The sequence below is a fragment of the Streptomyces sp. NBC_01571 genome (genome assembly GCF_026339875.1).
Taxonomy (GTDB): Bacteria; Actinomycetota; Actinomycetes; order Streptomycetales; family Streptomycetaceae; genus Streptomyces.
This window is the reverse complement of record NZ_JAPEPZ010000002.1, coordinates 720132-739535: the sequence shown is the minus strand read 5'-3', so window position 1 is coordinate 739535 and position 19404 is coordinate 720132. Positions and strand designations below refer to the sequence as shown.

Below are 19404 nucleotides of genomic sequence, written 5' to 3'. Positions count from 1 at the left end.
CCAGACCGGCCCTAGGCACGAGAGGCGACCGATCGGAAGAAGACGAGCATGAGCGAAACCACCTGATCGGAGAACTGGTCGTGCGGGTAGTGCCCGGCACCCTCGATCATCTCAAGCCGACCGAGGCCGGACGGCACGGCATCAACAACCGCCGAACCCTCGGCGTGCGGGTCGGCCCAGTCGGGGTCGAGCGTGCCCATGATGACCAGAACCGGGCAGCGGACATTGCCGAGCTGCGCACCGGCATCGGTCGGGGCGCTGCGACCCATGCCCTGCAGGGCCTTCATCCGGCCCGGCTCGCGCAGCAGGGAGTCGATGCGGCCGAGCCTCTCGGCCCAGTCCGCCGGCTTCACGCCGGGGTAGGCAACGTCGAGGTACGAACGCCAGAGCGGAACGCTGCCGAACGCGCCCGCGCCGAGCAGCCGCAGCATGCCCCGCCGGAAGCGCTTGACCCGCAGGTCGCCGAGGCGGATCGACTGCTTGCGGGTGAACGGCGCCAACTCGACAACCGCGGTGATCAGCGAGGGCTCCCGCGCCGCGGCGATGGTGGCGGCGCCGCCGGAGATCGAGTGGCCGACGAGCACGGCCGGCCCGCCCAGGTGGCGGATCACGGCGAGCAGGTCGTCGGCGATGGCAGCGCGGCTCCAGGCCGGCCAGCCGACGCTGGACTCGCCGCAACCGCGCAGGTCGACCGCGGCAACCCGATAGCCCGCTGCCACCAACTGCGGGATCACGGCGCGGTACGCGGCGCGGCTGTCGCCCATGCCGTGCGCCAGAACGATCAACGGGCCGACCCCCGCCACTTCGTAAGCGATCATTCCGTCGTTGACGGCAAGGTACTCGGTCATGACATCCTCCAGCTTGGCTAAGTTCGTTAGCTTAAAGCTAATCTTATTAGCCAAGCCTGTCAATGAGACGGTCCATGCTGGAGGGCCTGTTCATCGACGGCGCACTGGAAGATCCCTGGACGCTGGTGGCAACCGACGACCGACCGGGACAGTGCCCAGGGGCGCCGACATCGCCGGCTCCAGCGCAGCGCACGACGGTTCGCGGAGCGCGCCGTCGCGCGCTCCGGGCGGAAAGAGGGCGGACATGGCGCGGCCTGCGAAGGAGATCGACTCCGGGACATCCCTGTCCCTGCGCTCGCTCGCGATCGAGCTGCGTCTGCTGCTGACACTCGACTGTGCCCTTCCAGGTCATCGCATCGGTAGGAGCTGGATACGAACGGGTGGCTTGGCAAGCTGCCGGCCGCACGAGTCCCGCCGAACGCCACGAGACGGCATGGGGGAAGTAGAGGCAGAGACATCACGCGAATCCCTCGGCCTGCGTGAGGGCGGGTGTGCAGTCCGGAATGACGCGAGGGTGACTGCCGGCAGGGCCGGGTTCACCGGACCGCGGTCGGCCAGGGCGCCCGGAAGGCTGAGCACCCGCAGGTCGTGGATGTCGGGAGTCGCTTCGAGCCCGGTCGAAGTGATGGGCGTCGACAGCCTGGGCGGTGAGACTGGAACGACAGCCGGCAGGGTCCAGCAGGCTGAAACGACCAGAGTCATCGAGGGAGTTCCGATGCGGATGCCCCAGCGTGTTCTTGCCGCCGCTCTCATGGCCATCGCGGCCATCGCGGCATTCGCCGCCCTCGGGGCACCGGCCGTGGCTGCGCCGACGCCGTGGGATTCACACAGGATCCCTGCCGCTGCAGTGGTGACAGGTGACAGCGGCACGGTCGCCGTGCTGTGCGGCGGTAGCTGCTACGAGTAGACGGTGGCGCGGCGGTTCTGGCATTCCCGTAGGGCAGGACCCTCTGGCTCTGGACGGCACAGTCGCCGCACAGGGCGCGGCCGCCGACACGGGCCAGGTTGGGCGGCTTGCGGGGCTCCACCTTGAGCGCAGCCCGGACTTGGACCCGGAGTGCGGTGAAGTCGGGTCCGTCGTCGGGGCAGATGATGCCGGGGGCGGGAGCCCCGCAGGTTTTCGCGTGCCGGATGAGGTCGGTGATGCGCCGGTCGGCGCGGAGGCTGTCGCCCCGCACCTCTTGACAGGCCCTGTGTGTGCGTCGTCTACCGGTGCGCGCGGAGTCCGTCGAGGATGAGCGCGAGCATGTGGGGTGCCCGGTCCTCGGGGCTGGACGCGGCACGCCACAGTGCGCCGGTCAGTTGGAGGAAGTCCCCGGGGTCGGCGTCCACGCGGATGCTTCCGTCCTTCTTGCCGGCGTCGAGGAGTCCGGTGATCGCGGCGATGACCGGCCCGTAGCTCTGCTCGGTGATCGTCTGGTGCGCGCCCGGGCCGAGGGCGTCGCCCAGTCCGTGCTTTTTGCGCATGGCCTCGACGAGGTCGGTCGTCCAGTGGCGGAGCGCTTCCAGTGGCGGCATCTGGGTCAGCAGGTCGGGCACGGTGCCGATGATGCGTGCCACCTCGTCCTGGTAGACGGCCAGGACCAGCGACTCGCGTGTGGGGAAGTTGCGGTACAGGGTCCCCGCGCCGACTCCCGCGCGCTGGGCGATCTGGTTCATCGACGTGCTGCCGTCCGCCGCGAGCGCTTCGCGTGCGGCGGCGAGGATGCGTGCCCTGTTCTCGCGGGCGTCTGAGCGGACCACAGGACCTCACCTTGCTAAGTGGAGAGCTCTCCATTACGTTATGTGGAGAGCTCTCCACATACTCTAAGGAGCGTCATGCATTACATCAAGCTCGGCATGACCGGCCTCGACGTGTCCCCGATCGCGATCGGCGCGATGACCTACGGAGAGCCCGACCGCGGGCACCCCGTCTGGTCGAAGGGAGAACAGGACGCGCGCCCGCTCATCCAGCACGCGCTTGAGGTGGGGATCAACTTCTTCGACACCGCGAACATGTACTCCAACGGTTCCAGTGAGGAAATCCTCGGCCGGGCGCTCAACGACTTCGCCGACCGTGATGCCGTGGTGATCGCCACGAAGCTGCGCCATCCGATGCGGCTGGGGCCCAACGGACGGGGACTGTCGCGCAAGGCGATCATGACCGAGGTCGACCATTCGCTGCGCCGCCTCGGCACCGACTACATCGACCTGTATCAGGTGCACCGCAACGACCATGCGACGCCGCTGGAGGAGACCCTCGAAGCCCTCAGCGACCTCGTCAAGGCAGGCAAGGTGCGCTACCTCGGCGCCTCCTCCATGCATGCCTGGGAGTTCGCGAAGGCGCTGAACCTGCAGAAGCAGAACGGCTGGGCGCGGTTCGTGTCGATGCAGGACCACTACAACCTGCTCGCCCGTGAAGAGGAGCGGGAGATGATCCCGCTGTGCCTGGACGAGGGCGTCGGCACGATCATCTGGTCGCCGCTGGCCCGCGGCCGCCTCACCCGCGCGTGGGACGACGCCCGTTCGACGGCGCGCTCCGAGACGGACGGCGCCTACGCGGACCTGCTCTACTCGCCGGAGCAGGAGGCATCCAACCACGCGATCATCGACGCGGTCGGACAGGTCGCGGACGCCCACGGCGTCAGCCGCGCACAGGTCGCGCTCGCCTGGCTGCGACGCCAGCAGGTCGTCACCGCACCGCTGGTCGGCGCCGGCTCGGTCCGGCAGATCGACGAGGCGGTGGCCTCCCTCGGCATCGAGCTCACCGACGACGAGGCGCGCGCCCTGGAGGCCCCGTACACCCCCCGGTACGACTGGCAGGGCGTCTCGGACGAAGCCGAGATGGAAGCCATCCGCAGGCGCGTCCCCGGAATGGCTCTCGCATGAACCCCATCGTCCGCTCCGGCGCCGCTGCCCGCGCCGGAGTCCTCCTCGGCGGGCCGGTCACGGGTGAGTCCGGCCCGACGTGTCCCTCGCGCCGGATCTCCTTCCCGTAGGGATCAGAGGTCGACCGCAGCCCACAGCGCCATGTCTGTGCGGTTCAGGCGTCCGGGCATCTGCTTGGTGCTGTCGGGGACGACAGCCCGCACCAGCGACAGGTCCCCGCTCTTGTCCACCGTCACCTTCGTGCCGTCGTACGTCGGCGCATCTTCCGCGACGATCGCTCTCAACCGGCCTGCGATCTTCGCCGCGGTCGCTGCGTCCTTGACCACGAAGCACATCGCCTCGGTGTTCTTCGCCGCGGTGGCGGCCCGTTGGCCGAGGACCGAGAGTCGCACCGGTCCGGAGGAGCGCAGTGCGGAGAAGTCGACGCGGTAGGCGTCGCCCACGCAGTCGGCGGCCCGCCGGTACTCCTTGATGTCGGCCAGCGTCTTGCCGTCCTCGGGATGGAGGGCCGACAGGCCGATGCCGCTCCTGGTGGAGTAGGAGACCGAGTTCTTCGCGATCTCGTATGCCTGGTGGGGGTGTTGGGAGCTCGTCCAGGTCTCCCTGCCGTCCTTCTTGCTCTTCGTGTATCCGTTGGACTTCAGGGACGTGGTGACGGCCGACTGGTCGAACTTGCCCTCCCAGTGCCCCGCTCCCTGGAAGTCGATGGCGGTGTCGATCTGTTGCGCCGCCAGACTGTGGCCCCACGGGGGCGGACTGTACGAGGAGAGCAGCGAGCTGGCCGGTCCCCGCACGAACGCGAAACGATCGGTGGCGCCCCGTGAGAGGCGGCGTGCCTCGGCGGCGTCTACGTAATTGACCATGTCCGCACGCGCGCTCCTGGCCACACCGCCCAGCCCTTGCAGGACTCCGGAGCCGTCGTCCGTCTTGTCCGTACCGGACGAGCAGCCGGTGAGGGCGAGCAGGAGGGCGGTGCTGAGCGCGAGGGCGGCTGGTCTGGATCCGCGTCCGGTTGTGTACATGACGGAGGAGCCTATAGGTCGCAATGGCGTGGTTCAGCGTGCTTACATCTTCGACCGCCGATCCGGAAGTGCCTTCCGCGACGGGTGTGACGCCCGCGGTACTCCGCCGGTGACGAGCGCGTCCAGGAGGGCGTCGTGGCATCAGGACTCGTTTGCCGAACCGAGGAGAGGCGGGGTCAACTCCTGGTGTTGTCCGCTGCTCGCGCACGAGTTGGGTTCGACCGGTGACGGACGGGCGTTGGCAGCTTCCAGCGGTACATGAGGGTCTGCGAGGCGCATCTGGCCGTGCGGCGGTCGTATCCCGTCGCTTCACGGATCTCATCGATCGCTTCGTCGAATTTCCGCTGCCGGATGAGCTCACGAGCTCGGTCCTGTGCGGATTTCGGGACGGTCAGCCCCAGACCACGAATAATGTCGTGATCCCAGTTCTGTCCGCGCGCCCGCCTGATCCGCACCCACGCCGCCACGGACCAGACCATCGCATCTCCGAGAGCTCCCACGGACTGCTCTGCTACCCGTGAGTGAGGATACGCGGGGCCGCGGCGGCTGGAAGAGGGCTCGGCCGTATTGAGCACAGCCCCGCGCTCTGCGCAGCCCGGCAGCAACTCGCCCTGCGGGTCGCTCAGGGGTGACTCAGGGGTGACTCAGCACACGTACGAAACGGTTTCGTTTCGCAAAATTCCTGCGCTAGATTGATCGTGTAGGAAGCGGAGCTACGAAATAGTGTCGTTCGGAGTGGGAAGGGTGAGCGGCATGGCCGAGATCGCAACGGCCCGGCGCAGTCGGATCACGCCCGAGCGTGAGGCCGAGTTGTACGAGGCCGTGCTCGACCTGCTCCGGGAGGTCGGCTACGACGCCCTCACCATGGACGCCGTGGCCGCTCGTACACGGTCCGGTAAGGCGACGCTCTACCGCCAGTGGGGCGGCAAGGCCGAGCTGGTGGCAAGCGCGATGCGGCACGAAAAGCCGGGTCGTATCGCGGACGGGGGCACCGGATCCCTCCGCGGCGACCTGCACGCCCTCGTGCAGCGCGAGGACGACTGCTGGATAGAGCAGTACGCCGCACTGATGCGAGGTCTGGCCATGGCGACGCACACGAACCCGGATCTCCTGCGGGCGTTCAAGGAACTGCTCATCAATCCCGAGATGGACGAGTTCCGCCTGGTGATGCAACGCGCCGTCGACCAGAGTGAAGTGCGTGCGGACAACCCGGCGTTGGAGTATGTGGTGCACATGATGCTCGGCGGGTTCGCCACCCGCACGCTGATCGACGAGCTGCCGCCGACGCAGGAGTTCCTCGTTTCCTACATCAATGCCGGGCTCCTCCCCGCCCTCGGCGTTCCCACCGTCTGACAAGTCCCCCGCTGCTACGCCCGTTACCCGTCGCGGAAGCCGGGGCACCGATCAGGCCCGGAGCACTTCACCCTGCGTGGTGGTGCGCACGTGAGAGACCCGTCGTCTGCGGATCGCCTCGCCGGCGCAGGACGTGAACGGGTGGGCGCGGTCGTGCCGACTGGTGCCGTGCATGACGGCGCCGACGGCGCTCTGCCGGTCCTGTCCGGCTTCCGTGCGGCGTGCACAGGCGCGTCGTGGATGACTTCTGCGCAAAACGGGCGATCCCTGCGTTGTTCCGTTTGGTCACCAAACGCTTCGGGGACCAGGTGGGCTATGGGTGACTACAGCGAGAGCATCATTGTGCAGGTGTCGCCGGACCGGCTCTTTGCCTACCTGTCCGACGTGCAGCATCTGCCGTCCTACATGCCGCGGCTGACGTCCGCGCGCCCTCATGACGGCGACAGGGTCACCGTCACCGCCCATATCAATCCCCCTGATGCGTCGGAACAGGACGTGACCAGCGAGGCGTGGATCCACGTGATGAGGGACGGCAAAAGCCTGGAGTGGGGCGCGCCGGGACCGCACGACTACCGGGGCCGGCTGCACGTGGACGAAGGTGAGAGCGCCGGCAGCTCCCGCCTTACCGTGGAGCTGCATACCGAGCACGCGGAAGGCGAGCAGATCGACCACGGGCTCGACGAGGCATTGCGCGGCATCAAGCAGGCGGCGGAAGACGCTGAACGCTGACACCGCTCCAGCACGGGGACAGGGTCGCGGTAAGCGGTCGCTTACCCGCTCTCGGCCCCTTGGGGCCAGTGACGCGAGGCAGGACGCGAGTCCGGTCGCCGAGGTGATGCAGCACCCCACGTTCCGTCACTCTCATCACCGAGATATTCGAGTCGTTGCGCCGATAAACGGGGGAGGGGTTGCTGGGAAGAGTCGCTGCCGACCAAGTTCCCCGTGGCAGCGATGGCCGGCCGACGCCTAAGGGCTTTCCCGTGATCCCCGGTGGATCAGCGCGCGGCGTCGGATGCGGTGCATCGCAAGGCGGAGGGTCGTCCTCATACTGGGTGTGCTCGGGCGATCCGACAACGCGGCGAGGTGCCGTAGCTGTCGTCGTGCGCCCGCCGGGGATTGCGGGACGGCCCTTAGGGATTCGTGCCGGTGTCGCCTTCGTCATTCGAAGAGTCCCGCTGCTTCCTCTCACCCGGAGGGGAGAGGCCCTCGTGCTCGTCCAGCAGTTCCAGGAGCGCGGCGTCCGCCTTCCGCCTGTCCTCTTTCGTCAGTCCAAGAGGTGCGTTCCTGTAGACGGTGTACCGGTCGGGATCGACGATGTTGGCGGCTCTCAAGGTGAACGTCAGAAGGGTACGCCACCCCTTGCGGTGACCGACCCTCGCCTGAATCTGAGCCTTGTAATTACGTGGCTCCGGAACGAATCCGGAAAACGGTGCCTCGAACTCGATGAAGAGTTGCTGCGCTTCCCTGCCGGCCACCGCGAATACCGCCGGCAACTTCGGCTCCTCCTCCGGCCCGGGTTGGAGACGGGACGGTGAAGAGATCCACAGGAGCGGCAGGTGAGAGGCGGGCTCATCAGGGAAGGTCAACCTGAGATCCTGCACGACTATCGGCTTGGCGCCGGTGTTGTGAAGGACGAGCGGAAGCCTCAGGCGAGCCACGGAGCAGTGGACGATCGCGGCAAAGGAATGAGGCTCCCAGGACTTCAGGTGCCCTCGCCTGGCGTTGATCCACCAGAAGGATGCGACGGTAAAGATCAACGCGCAAACCGACACGACGCCGGCACCAGGAATCGATGGAAACGCACCCTGAACTGCAGCGGCCGTCAGTGGAAGCACAAATTCAGTGTGCCAGCCGCAGGGCGGGCGCGCTAACAGAAATCGGTGAGGCGGGGCCCTTGAGCGGCCCAGCCTCTCGGTGCGGAGCGGCTGGATTCCTTCGTCCCTCGGCGATGAGGTGCGCCGGCGAAGCGACCAAGTCGACGCGGCCGGGCTCGGCCCCTGGGCACTACTGCGTCGGTTTCCCGCAGGCACGCCTCGATGGCAGGCTGCGCCATGACCCGATGGGCATCGGTCGTCAGCCCGTCGGCAGTTCCGTCAGCGGCAGTGTGTGCTGAGTGCGGACCACCTTGGCACGGAGGTACCGGACGTTGTGCGTCGTGGTGAAGACGCCTGTGGGGACATGCTGGGCCACGGTGAGGCCCAGGGCGCACAACTGGGCCGCCTTGTCGGGGTTGTTGGACAGGAGGTCCAGCTCAGAGATGCCGAGAGCGACGAGCATCTGCGCGGCGGCTGTGTAGTCGCGGGCGTCCTCCGGGAGGCCGAGGGCCGCGTTGGCCTCATAGGTGTCGAGGCCCTGGTCCTGGAGGGCGTAGGCGTCGAGCTTGTTGTAGAGGCCGATGCCGCGGCCCTCCTGGCGCAGGTAGAGCAGAACGCCGCCCCGGTCGGCGATGCGCTCGACCGCCTCGCGCAGCTGGGGGCCGCAGTCGCAGCGGGCCGAGCCGAGGACGTCGCCGGTCAGGCACTCGGAGTGCAGGCGCACCAGCGGGGGCCGACCGGCGGTGGGTTCGCCGAGGATGACGGCCACGTGTTCCTGACCGTCGACGAGGCCGTGGAAAGTGGCGAGGTCGGCAGTCACCGAGTAGCCGTCGTCGAAGCGGAGCGGGACCGTCACGCGGGTGCGGACCGTGGCCGCCAGGCCGGTCGGATCGCTGCTGTCGCTGGGTGCGGTGGCGTTGCGTGAGTCGCGCATGTCGGTCTGCTTCTCCGGGGCGGCGGTTGCGGGTGTTGTTCGCACAATGGGCCGACACCGACGCCAGGGCGCCGTGATCGGCCGCCGATCACGTCGAGCGCGCCGCCATTCGGCCTCCTTCTGCGCAACCCGGGTCTTCACGGGACGCGCCGGCCGTACGTCTTCGCAGAGTGCACGGCCGGCAAGCCCACGCGCTCGGTCGTGTCGTCAGGGAACGAGGATGAGGCGGATCGGATCGCCGATCTTGCGCTCCAGGCGGTGGATCGCCTCGGGGGCGTCGGCCAGGGGGATGTGGTCGGTGATGGACGGGGCCAGGTCGAGACGGCCGCTGCCGGCCAGCCGGATCAGTTCGTAGACGTGGTCGAACGACGATCCGTAGTGTCCGTACACCTTCTTGTTCTTCAGGTTGAAGGTCATCTTCTCCGAGATCTTCAGCGGCTCCATGGTGATACCCACCAGGACGAGCGAACCGTGGTCACCGAGGAGGGGCGACGCCTGCTCCCGGACCCGGGGAACGCCCGCGAAGTCGAAGGCGTAGTCCAGGCCCAGGCCGTCGGTGGCCCTCAGCACGGCTTCCGCGAAACCGGGGTCCGACGGGTCGAGCGCGATGTCGGCACCGAACGCGAGGGCTCGCTCACGCGCATTGGGCAGCGGGTCGACGGCGATGATCGGCGTGGCACCCATCATGCGGGCCAGCCGGACGGCGTGGGCGCCCACCCCGCCGACACCCCAGATGCCCACGGCCTGGGCGGAACGTACCTGCACGGTCTCGACCAGGGCCGCGTACGAGGTGGAAACGGCGTCCGGGATGATCGCCGCCTGGTCGAAGGGAAGTGCGTCGGGGATGGGTACGACGGTGTCCTCACGAGCGATCGTGTACTGGGACCAGCCACCGTCGTAGTCGACGCCGCGGCCGCGGAACGACGTGCACGTGCCGCCCCTCACGCAGGTGGCGCACTCGCCGCAGGGCTGTCCCGCCTGCAGCGCGACCCGTGTGCCGACGGCCAGGTCCCGCTTGAGGCCGGGTCCCAGGGTATGGATGACACCGGAGATCTCGTGGCCGAGGGTGAGCACGTTGGAGTTCAGGTGCAGCGGCGAGATGCTTCCGTCGATGAGGTGGAGGTCGGAGAGGCACACGCCGGCCGCCTGCACTTCGATCAGTACCTCGCCCGGCCCGGGTTCGGGGACCGGGATCTCCTCCACGAGGAACTTCTTTGTGTCCAGGTGGACGCGACCTGCCAGCATGGTGTCCATCGTTTGAGCCTTCTTGAGTGGTGGTTGCTGATTCGGAGTGCTGCAGCGGTCGGTGGGACCACAGGGGGTGAGGGGCGCTGCGAGAGGGGGCGGGGGATGGGGGCATCAGCCGGCAAGAGGCCGAGCCACTTTTGCCCCTGGCGGGTTGGTGCGGGGTCGGCCGAAGGGCATGCCGATCCGTCCGGCCGACCCCCGTCGGTCCCTCTATCGACGGCATCGCCGCTCGGCGGCTATGGGGCAGCCTGTGCAACCCGGTTCTGCGCGAGGACAGCACGCTGGAACAGGGCATGGGCTCGGGCCGTCTGGCGGAATGCGAGGTTCTGCAGGGCCAGTTGGAGGCCCCGCTCGGCGTCGGCTCCCACGGTGAGCCAAAAGTCGGCCGCGTGGTCGGCGTAAGCCTCCGGATGGCGCAGCACCAGTTCGTCGTAACCCGCGACCGCGCGCTCGCGCCACTGTTTCGCCTCGTGGACGCGACCGCCTGCGTGCAACGCGGTCGCGAGGTGGCCGGCGTACTCGGGGTCGTCGCTGATCCAGGTGAGGGGACGCAGGAGACCGATGGCGGTCTGAGGGTCTCCGCGCAGCAGCTCGACCTCGGCCAGGTGGCCGAGTGCCGGCGCGTAGTCGGGCACCCGGTGCCGGGCGGCCTCGTAGCACGAGCCGGCTGCACCGAGATCGCCCTCGCGGTGCCACATCACACCGCGTCGGAAGTCCAGCTGGGCGAGCGGGAACGGCGAGGTCCCCCGATAGTGGCGCCGCGCCTCGTCGAACAGCCGCTCCGCCTCGGTGACCTCCCCGCGCTCTGCCTGAAGTACGGCGAGCGCGCCGAGCGTCGTGAAGCTGCTCTGCCGCTCCGCCACTTTGCCGATCAGGGCCATGGCATCCGCGTAGCAGCCGAGGGCCTGCAGGACGACGGCTCGTTCCGCGGCCAGTGTGGCCTCGTCCGCACCCGTCCGGCCCGCCGCGCCGAGGTCGGCGACGGCCTCGGCGAAGCGGTGCAGGGTCGCCCGCGTCCTGGCGCGAGCGAGCAGGGCAGTGCCGTCCTCGGGTGCGATGTGCACGAGCCGCTCAGCGAGTTCCGCGGCCCGCTCGTAGTCGGCGACACGGCCCAGGATGTGGCCTCGGAGGTTGAGGAGGTCGATCAGGGCCGCCCCTTGCGCCACCGCCAACGGAGCCCAGGGCGTCTCCCCGGTATCCGCACGGCTGAACCGTACGGCCAGGCCGTCGATCTGCCCGTGCAGATTCGTTACGGCGATGGTGCCGTTCGTCGTGACCGGCTCCCACTTCCGGGGAGACGCCCCGGTCATGCCGCTTCCTCGCGGGGAGGCATCTGCGCGGCCAGGCGGGCCCCCAGGTCCGGCGGGGTCGGGTTGGAAGCGTTCAGGTAGGGGAAGCTGCGGGTCGCGGGCTGAGTCGGCTGGTCGACGCCGTCGCTGATGCGCTCGCCGTCGACCCCACCCACCAGCAGCGTGAAGAGGGTGTCCACGATGTCGTCGTTGAGCGACCGGCCACCGCAGGTCGTGTGCGGGCGGCCGGCGAGCAGGGCGGTCTCGATCTCGAAACAGCCGTCCTCGGAGAAGGGCTTGGAAAGGTCGACGACGAGGAAGTCCGCCAGCAGCAGTTCGGTCAGCGGGTGAGAACCCTGCTCGTCCAGCGGCCAGGCGGTCTTGCCGTCCAGGCCGTCGTAGAAGGCGAGGTTGGCGCTGAGTCGTGCGCGGTAGGTGCTCGCATAGTCGGGCCGCACACCGAAGGCGTCCTCCTCGTTGAAGAGGTCGCGGATCTCCAGATCGCTGTTGACGGTGTCGAACTTCTTGGGCGACATGATCACGTTTTTGATCTCCGGCCGGCCCATGCGCTCCAGCCGCACCGGGCGTTCACCGGAAGTCACGGTCTCGCCGACGACCGCCACCAGCGAGCCGGCGGCCGGACCGAGCACCGCGGCGTCGACTTCGAGGACGATGCTCAGCACGTTCAGGCCCTCCAGAACATTGCTGGCATCAGACCTGAAACCCAGCTTCCCCGTCGCCTCGGTGACCATCACGCCCACGAAGTCGATGAAGAACGGGTCGAGTCGCGACCCGGCGAAGATCTTCAGTCCCTCGGCCTCGGTGGGCACCTCGTTGCCGACCTGGAAGGCGACCTGGCGGCCTCCGGGTGCCTGGCACGTGCCCATCTGCACCGTGGTGTCCGGGCCGTCAGGCTGCTGAGGGGCGTCGAAGGTGAAGTCGAAGCTGTACTCGTCCTCGCCGACAGTGAACGGCGCAGCCGCACTCTCACTCCCGGGCGCGACCGGCCGGACACGGAAACGGTAGGTGATCGCATCGGAGAACAGGGCCGTAGGGGCCGAGGCGGGGAACGTGTTGAGGACGAGCACCAGGTTCCCCGGCCGCTCCGGGCTGGGGAAGGCATACACGTCGGCGATGTCGGACGCAGGGTCGGCGATGGCACGAGGCCCGGAGAAGTGGTCAGCCATGAGAAACGCTCCTTGTCGTGTTGATCGTGAGAGATGTCAGGTGTCGAGGTCGGAGAGCCAGCGCAGCGCCGACCGCCCGGGCATGAAGCAGTACTCGCCACCCCGGTTGACGACGAACGGCGGCAGCCCCTTGAAGCGGCGGCGGATCGGCCGGCGCGGGACGGTGAACCCTCCGTCGTCGTTCACGCCGATCAGCGGGTCCTTCTCCGCGGGCGCCCCGATGAACTTGCCGTCGTTCACCCACTGCCGCTGGACGAACTCGAACTGCCGGTCCAGGTGCGCTCCGACAAAGGCGAACATGATGCCGCGGTCGGCGCCGTCGTTCTCCAGCACTCCCTTGGGCAGCGGCGGGCCATAGGTCGTACCGCGCCGGATCATGCGGTGCAGGCGCACCTCACCGGTGACGACCGCGTCCCGCGGGTTCATCCGCCGGGCGTGGGCGCCCACCGGGCACTTGAGGCCCTCCGGGTCGTCGCCGTACAGGAAGGCGTTGTTCCGCTGAGGGTCGGCACCGAGTTCAGGATCGTCCTTGTCCGGGGTCAGTGACAGCGGGGCACCGCTGGGCCAGCGGCCGAGGAACTTGGCCGCAAGCAGCTCCTCGTCGGCGGGGTCCTTGGCGCGGTCGCGGAGGTACTGACGGAAGTCGGCCACTCGCGTGTGCAGCTTGCGGAAGGCCACGTACGTTCCGTTGCGCCCGAGCACCTCGGGCTGTGGAATGGGCGCGATGCCGTGGGTCTCGTCCTTGTATCCGGTGATGAACTCGCCTGCCCTGAGCGGCTCTTCGTACGGATTGGTGCCGGGTATGCCCGTGCCCTCGATCGCCGGCTGACCGATGCCGTCCCGGAAACCGAACGGTTCCTTCTCGTCCGGTCCGACGTGCACGTCCTGCTGCCAGATGGCAACGACGCCGGGCAGATCGCGCAGGGCATCGCGGGTCAGGAGGAGGACCATCTGCAGGCGGGCGGCGTCCGGGGCGAGTCCGGCCAGGATGAGGTGCACGTCCTTTGAACCGAGCGGGCTCTCCCAGTTCTCCGGCGCGCTTTCCCCGACGTCCCCGATGTACTCCGCCCGCGCGGCCATGCCCTCCTGGAACTCCTCCGGGAAGGTGGCCAGCGACTCCGCGGGCACCCCCAGGGCCTTCAGGCCCTGGAAGCTGAGTGCCACCGCGAGCGAGACCTGACGCTCGGGGTCGAACGAGGCGACCGAGTCGAGGACGGGGGTGAGCCGCCGCAGCAGCTCGCGCCCCTGACGCCGGTCGTCGATGCGCAGGGCGAGGTAGAAGCCCGCGTAGGGGATCGGCCGTGGCTGGAGAGCGGCGGCTTGGATGTCGTCGAGCTCCAGGGCGCTGCCCTTCTCGATGCTCATGATGCCTTCCAGAACTGTCTTGCGTGGACGCAGTCGGCACGCGGGTCGTGGAGGGGGCAGGGGCGGGGCCCCTGACCGGAGGGGGCGGGGTGCCGCCCGCATCTGGCGAGGCGGGTTGGCGCCTCCTCCGGGGTGTGGGGTGGGTCAGCTGGCGGCTTGGGCGAGCAGGGGCTGGAGGGCCGGGTGCTGGAGGGCTTCCTCGGCGGCGGGGTCGTCCAGGACTTCCTGGAAGGCGGCGTTGATCCGCTCGGCCTTGGTGATCTCCGACATCGTCAGGGAGCTGACCGGGTTCCAGTAGGCGGTGGCCTTCTGCTGGCCGTCCTGCAGGATCCACCTCATGCCTGCCATGTTCGCGATGATGTGCTCGTCGAAGCCTTCGCGTGTCTTGTCGCCGGTGAGCGACTCTAGGCCGCCGGACTTCTCGATCCACGGGGCGATCTTGGTGTCCCACTCGGTGGTGTGCTGCATCCAGTCCACGAAGTGCTCGAAGCCGACGGTCAGGAACGCGTCGTCGATGTAGGGCACCCACTCGGTCTCGAAAGTGGTGGCCCACAGCAGCTCCGTGCCGTTGTTGAAGATCACGTGGCGGGTGTCGCGCAGACCGGTCTTGATGGTGGCGGCCATGGGGGCCTGCTTCAGGGCTTCGACCATCCGCTGGCAGGCCGCCGCGCACTCCTGTTCGTGTCCCGGCTTGATGTGGAAGTACGTGGCCATCTCTGAAACGACACCGTCGGTGGCGCCCTTGCCCGCCTTCTTCGTGACCGTAGCGTTCATGACTTCCTCTTCCATGAGAGACCCTGTGCGCCAATGTCATGGCATTGGCGATATCTGCTGGTAGGAGCGGGATCTGCGTTTCCACGATCCCGATGTGAGACAGATTGACTCACAGTGAGTCTATGAGTCAACTTGTCTCATAGTGACCTGTACCACAACGGCTCAGTGCAAAAAGATGCAGTGGATCGGACCGGTGGCGCCCGCACCAGCCTGCGGGCCGATCGGTTCGCGTCGCCGGGTTCGGCCGACTGCCAGCTAGGTAACGAAGCGGGGAACCCAGGGGTGACAGGGCCTCGCAGATGTTCATGGGTGCGAAGGGCCTGTCACCCTGATCAGCCCCGGCCGAACGGCGGACGTCCAGCCGCGCCGGGGACTCGACGACGCTAGGTCGTGTTGCGAAAGTCCCGCCTGCCAGGCGCCGCGAGGCAGGCGGGACTTTCGCAACACGCCCTAGCTTGACTCTGTCGGGGATCTTGGAGTTTCCCGGTGCAGCAGCATGGTCAACGGGCATGCTCGGGTAGTTCAGGCCGACGAAGCTGTCGAGGTGCCCGTTGTCCCTTCGCCCCCGTTCCGGTGAGCAAGTCCCGCCTCTGACTGCGCAGATCGCGCGGGCGAGCAACCCGGGCGGCACGACAGCGATATGGGTGCGTGACCGGCTGGACGGGCTGTGGCATGACGAGGACTTCGCCGACTGGTACCCGCGGGACGGGCGTCCGGGTCTCTCGCCCGCTCAACTTGCCACCGTCTGTGTGCTGCAGTTCCTGCTCGGCCTTTCGGACCGGCAGGCCGCCGAGGCGGTCCGCTGCCGCATTGACTTCAAGTACGCCATGGCCATGCAGCTGGACGATCCCGGTTTCCACCACAGCGTGCTGGCCGATTTCCGTGATCGTCTTGCCGAGGGCGACCGTGCTGACCGCCTCCTCGACCTCGTACTGACCCGTCTCAAGGAGGCCGGGCTGGTGCGCGAGCGCACCACGCAGCGCACCGACTCCACCCATGTCCTGGCCGCAGTGCGGGACTTGACCCGGCTGGAGCTGATCACCGAGGCGGTCCGCGCCGCACTCGAAGAAGTCGCCGGCATGTTCCCTCACCTGTTGGACGAGCTGGTCGATGAGGGCTGGGGGCTCCGCTACGGCAGGCCGGTCCGCCTGGGCAAGAACCCCACCAAGCCCAAGACCAGGATCCTTGCCACCGGGAACGACGCCGTCCGGCTCCTGGAACACCTCGACCGGCACAGAGCGGACCACACGTCCGGTCCTCGCGTGCAGGCCCTGCGCCAGATCATGGTGCAGAACTACCACCGGGATGCCGCAGGGCACCTGCGCTGGCGCACCGCCGAGAAGGAAGGCGGGCCCGGACTGCCGCCCTCGTCCCGGGCCATCGTCTCCCCCTACGACACCTCGGCCCGCTACGCGCGACATGGACACATCATCAGTTGGAAGGGGTTCTCCGCGCATCTGACCGAGACCTGTGCTCCCGACAGCCCGAACGTGATCACGGACGTGGCCACCACTGCGGCCACCACCCACGACAGCCAGGTCCTGCCCGGCGTCCACACCCGCCTGGCCCGCCGCGGGCTGCTGCCCGCCGAGCACCTGGTCGACGCCGGCTACACCTCCCTGCCCCATCTGGAACAAGCCGCCCGCGAACACCAGGTCACCGTCTCCGGGCCGCTGAAGAGCAACCCCACCCGCCAGCACCGCCGGAACGAGGGCTTCGCCCGGGATGATTTCCACATCGACTACGACAGGCAGCAGGTCACCTGCCCCCAGGGACAGGTCAGCGTGGGCTGGCACGGCCCCTACCCGACCTCCTCACCCACTGCCGCCCCGCTGATCGTGGCACGGTTCACCAAAAGCCAGTGCCGCCCCTGCCCGACCCGCACCCAGTGCACCAGCACCGCCGACAACGCCCGCACCGTGGGATTTCCCCCGCAAGAGCTCCGCGATCTGCAACTCCGCGTCCGCACTGAACAACAGTCGCCGGAGTGGAAGGCCCGCTACGCGGTCCGCTCAGGAGTAGAGAGCACGGTCAACGAGCTCGCCCACGGACACGGCATGCGACGCTGTCGCTACCGAGGACAAGGAAAGGCCCACATCCAGCACATCCTGACGGCCATCGCCGTCAACATCGAGCGCCTCAGCGGACTGCCACCGACCGAGGAAATCCCCATGCCTCGCCGGCCGACTGCCTTCCAAAACTATCTCGACCAGCGTGAGATACCCCGGCCGAAGTCCTGGCGGACTCTGGGCAGCTGACCCCGGCGACACCAAGATCCCCGACAGAGTCAAGCTAGGACCAGCCCCGCATGGCGGCATCCACGACGGCGTCCACGGTGTCACGCCCAAGACGGTTCCCTGCGAGAAAGCGCTCGAAGAACAGGGGACCCGCGGTGGCCATGGCAAAAGTCTCGGGGGTGACGTCCGGCCGGAGCTGGCCGCGCTCCACGGCCTCGGCAACAGCGGGACGCAGGGCATCGGCGATCTGCTTCAGCAGTGACTCCCGTAGGCGGCGCATGCCTTCGTCGTGCCGGGAGCCGCCGAGGACCGCAGCAAGGACGGCACCTGCCTGCTCGTCGTCCCACCGCTCGGCAAGCACGCCCAGGCGGTGAACGAGCTCCGCTCTCGGATCATTGCCCGAGGCGGCCCGAACCTCCTCAGGCATGGGGGGGAGAGGTGGCATGCCGGCTTCCAGCGCGGCCAGGCGGAGGTCGAGAAGATAGGGCCAGTGCCGATAGACGGTGGCTCTGCCAACACCGGCACGTGCGGCCACCGCTTGATGCGTCACGGCCTCCAGCCCGCCTTCCGTAAGCAGTGCGGTGGCCGCCGAGACCATGGCTTCACGACTGCGCAACAGACGCGGATCGGTTCTGTCTTCCACCCCTCTGTTCCCTTCTGTGAGACAGTGCGATTTAGCTTAGTAGGACATTCTGTCTCAGAGGGGTGAAGGGGTAGCTGGTAGGCCAGCAAAATCTGCACGACCTTCCTGGGCTGCCCCGTCAAAAGTACCTGGACACTTCCCCCTTTTGATTCCTCGTGCACGGCAGCTGTCGCAGCAGATGACTGCGGCGGGGCCTGCGCTGCTCTCGGACAGATCCGTCCGCCGGTCACATGTGGACGAGAGGTGCGGCGTTCTCGTCCTGCTGGGGCGCACCGCGACGGTAGAGCAGGGCGGTCGCGACCAGGCCGGTGAGGAAGAAGCCTGCCGACCACCAGTAGGCGGTGGAGTAGCCCTCGAGGCCGGCCTGGGCCAGGACGGCGGGGTCCTTGGGGTTGCGGCCGGAGAGGTGTTCGGTGACGGCGTCGGCGGCCATCGTGCTGAGCAGGGCGACGCCGATGGACCCGCCGACCTGCTGGACGGTGTTGACGGCGGCGGACGCCGCACCGGCGTCGGCGGCGGCCACGCCGGAGGTGGCCAGGCTCATCGCGGGCGCGACGACCGTGCCCAACCCGACGCCGACGAGCAGCAGTTGGGGCAGTACCTCCGTCAGGTATCCGCTGTTCATGTCCAGCGTGGTCATCCAGACCATGCCGGCGGCCGCGACGGCCATGCCCAGCGGTACCACCGGCTTGGGGCCTGTGCGCGGCACCACGACGTTGTTGGCCACGGCTGAGGCGGTCGACGATGCCACGATCATGGGCAGGAAGGCGAAGCCGGTCTTCAGGGCGCTGAAACCGAGGTTCTGCTGAAGGTAGTAGGTCAGGAACAGGAACACGCCGAACATGCCCGCGCCGCTGACGAAAAGGGCGGCGAAGGAGGCGCCGCGGTTGCGGTCCAGCAGGACCCGCAGGGGCAGCAGGGGATATGCCGCCTTGTTCTGCCGCCAGACGAAGAGGGCCACCAGGACGGTGCCGGCCGCGAGCATCCCCCAGGTCGATGCCGACCCCCAGCCGTGCGTCTCGGCGTTCGAGAAGCCGTAGACCAGGCAGAACAGGCCGGCGGAGACCAGTAGGGTGCCGGGAACGTCGAGCTTCGAGGACGTGTTGCGCGGAGCGCGGTGCAGCAGGGCTACGCCGCCGACGAACGCCACCACCGCGAAGACCACGTTGACATACATGGTCCAGCGCCAGTCCAGGTACTCGGTCAGTACGCCGCCGAGGATCAGGCCGACGGCTCCGCCCGCACCGGAGACCGAACCCGCGACGGTGAAGGCCTTCGCCCGCTCGCGCGGCTCGGTGAAGGTGGTCATCAGGATCGACAGCGCGGACGGTGCCAGCAGGGCGGCGAACCCACCCTGCACTGCGCGCGCTGCGACGAGCATGAGGAACCCGTTCGCCGCGCCTCCCACCATGGAAGCGGCCGCGAAGCCGACCAGACCCACCAGGAAGGTCACCTTCTGCCCGACCAGGTCCGCGATCCGGCCGCCGAGCAGCAACAGGCTGCCGAAGGCCAGAGCGTATGCGGTGACCACCCACTGCCGGTCGGCGTCCGAGAAGCCCAGGTCGCGCTGGGCGGACGGCAGGGCGATGTTCACGATGGTGCCGTCGAGCACACCCATCAGCATGGACAGGGAGATGACCATCAGGATCCACCAGCGGCGCCCGTGTGACGGGTCGACAGGCACCTTCTCCGGTGTGGTCTCAGCGCCGCGAGCGGCGGCGACGGTGTTCTGCGACATGGGGACAGCCCTCCAGGCGGCGGATGGGGTGTGGCGGAAAGAGAAAGGGACAGGCGGAGTGATCAGGTAGGGCTGCGGGACGGC

Annotated in this window: 16 protein-coding genes; 4 read left to right on the top strand and 12 right to left on the bottom strand. The window is 68.2% G+C overall.

Annotated features, from left to right (window positions below):
• Window positions 1-11 precede the first annotated feature (11 nt).
• Window positions 12-848 (bottom strand): alpha/beta fold hydrolase, encoded by an 837-nt coding sequence (locus tag OHB41_RS46480; protein ID WP_266707869.1) that lies wholly within the window; start codon window positions 846-848, stop codon window positions 12-14.
• A 1206-nt stretch (window positions 849-2054) separates the two neighbouring features.
• Complete coding sequence (locus OHB41_RS46475) at window positions 2055-2591, bottom strand: TetR/AcrR family transcriptional regulator (RefSeq protein ID WP_266707867.1); 537 nt, start codon at window positions 2589-2591, stop codon at window positions 2055-2057.
• Between the two features lie 75 nt (window positions 2592-2666).
• Here OHB41_RS46475 and OHB41_RS46470 point away from each other — a divergent pair, with 75 nt between their 5' ends.
• Window positions 2667-3716 carry an aldo/keto reductase gene (locus tag OHB41_RS46470; protein ID WP_266707865.1) on the top strand — a complete coding sequence of 350 codons (1050 nt, stop codon included), beginning with the start codon at window positions 2667-2669 and terminating at the stop codon, window positions 3714-3716.
• A 113-nt stretch (window positions 3717-3829) separates the two neighbouring features.
• On the opposite strand, the gene OHB41_RS46465 is transcribed toward OHB41_RS46470, so the two are convergent.
• The gene (locus tag OHB41_RS46465) at window positions 3830-4738 is read right to left on the bottom strand and encodes a hypothetical protein (protein WP_266707863.1); all 909 of its coding nucleotides are present in this window, start codon (window positions 4736-4738) and stop codon (window positions 3830-3832) included.
• A 753-nt stretch (window positions 4739-5491) separates the two neighbouring features.
• Between OHB41_RS46465 and OHB41_RS46460 the strand changes: the two genes are divergently transcribed.
• Entirely contained in the window at window positions 5492-6091 is a 600-nt protein-coding gene (locus tag OHB41_RS46460; RefSeq protein ID WP_266707861.1) for a TetR/AcrR family transcriptional regulator, read from the top strand.
• Between the two features lie 315 nt (window positions 6092-6406).
• A complete protein-coding gene (locus OHB41_RS46455) occupies window positions 6407-6820 on the top strand; it encodes an SRPBCC family protein (RefSeq protein WP_266707859.1) in 414 nt (137 codons plus the stop codon).
• A gap of 401 nt (window positions 6821-7221) precedes the next feature.
• On the opposite strand, the gene OHB41_RS46450 is transcribed toward OHB41_RS46455, so the two are convergent.
• From OHB41_RS46450 to OHB41_RS46420, 7 genes are all read right to left on the bottom strand, one after another.
• A complete protein-coding gene (locus OHB41_RS46450) occupies window positions 7222-7926 on the bottom strand; it encodes a hypothetical protein (protein ID WP_266707857.1) in 705 nt (234 codons plus the stop codon).
• Window positions 7927-8164: 238 nt separating this feature from the next.
• Complete coding sequence (locus OHB41_RS46445) at window positions 8165-8839, bottom strand: GTP cyclohydrolase II (protein WP_266707855.1); 675 nt, start codon at window positions 8837-8839, stop codon at window positions 8165-8167.
• 207 nt (window positions 8840-9046) lie between these two features.
• A complete protein-coding gene (locus OHB41_RS46440; RefSeq protein WP_266707853.1) occupies window positions 9047-10093 on the bottom strand; it encodes a zinc-binding dehydrogenase in 1047 nt (348 codons plus the stop codon).
• A gap of 230 nt (window positions 10094-10323) precedes the next feature.
• Complete coding sequence (locus OHB41_RS46435) at window positions 10324-11397, bottom strand: tetratricopeptide repeat protein (protein ID WP_266707851.1); 1074 nt, start codon at window positions 11395-11397, stop codon at window positions 10324-10326.
• The gene (locus OHB41_RS46430) at window positions 11394-12563 is read right to left on the bottom strand and encodes a DUF4331 family protein (RefSeq protein ID WP_266707849.1); all 1170 of its coding nucleotides are present in this window, start codon (window positions 12561-12563) and stop codon (window positions 11394-11396) included. Before OHB41_RS46430 ends, OHB41_RS46435 begins: the two co-directional genes overlap by 4 nt.
• Before the next feature lie 36 nt (window positions 12564-12599).
• Complete coding sequence (locus OHB41_RS46425; RefSeq protein WP_266707847.1) at window positions 12600-13928, bottom strand: Dyp-type peroxidase; 1329 nt, start codon at window positions 13926-13928, stop codon at window positions 12600-12602.
• Between the two features lie 144 nt (window positions 13929-14072).
• Window positions 14073-14702: a hypothetical protein gene (locus OHB41_RS46420; protein ID WP_266707839.1), complete on the bottom strand. Its 630-nt coding sequence runs from the start codon at window positions 14700-14702 to the stop codon at window positions 14073-14075.
• Between the two features lie 644 nt (window positions 14703-15346).
• On the opposite strand from OHB41_RS46420, the gene OHB41_RS46415 reads away from it, so the two are divergent.
• The gene (locus OHB41_RS46415; RefSeq protein WP_266707845.1) at window positions 15347-16960 is read left to right on the top strand and encodes an IS1182 family transposase; all 1614 of its coding nucleotides are present in this window, start codon (window positions 15347-15349) and stop codon (window positions 16958-16960) included.
• A gap of 34 nt (window positions 16961-16994) precedes the next feature.
• Here OHB41_RS46415 and OHB41_RS46410 read toward each other — a convergent pair whose 3' ends face one another.
• Window positions 16995-17582 (bottom strand): TetR/AcrR family transcriptional regulator, encoded by a 588-nt coding sequence (locus OHB41_RS46410; RefSeq protein ID WP_266707843.1) that lies wholly within the window; start codon window positions 17580-17582, stop codon window positions 16995-16997.
• A gap of 226 nt (window positions 17583-17808) precedes the next feature.
• Entirely contained in the window at window positions 17809-19320 is a 1512-nt protein-coding gene (locus tag OHB41_RS46405) for an MFS transporter (RefSeq protein WP_266707841.1), read from the bottom strand.
• Window positions 19321-19404: the final 84 nt, after the last annotated feature.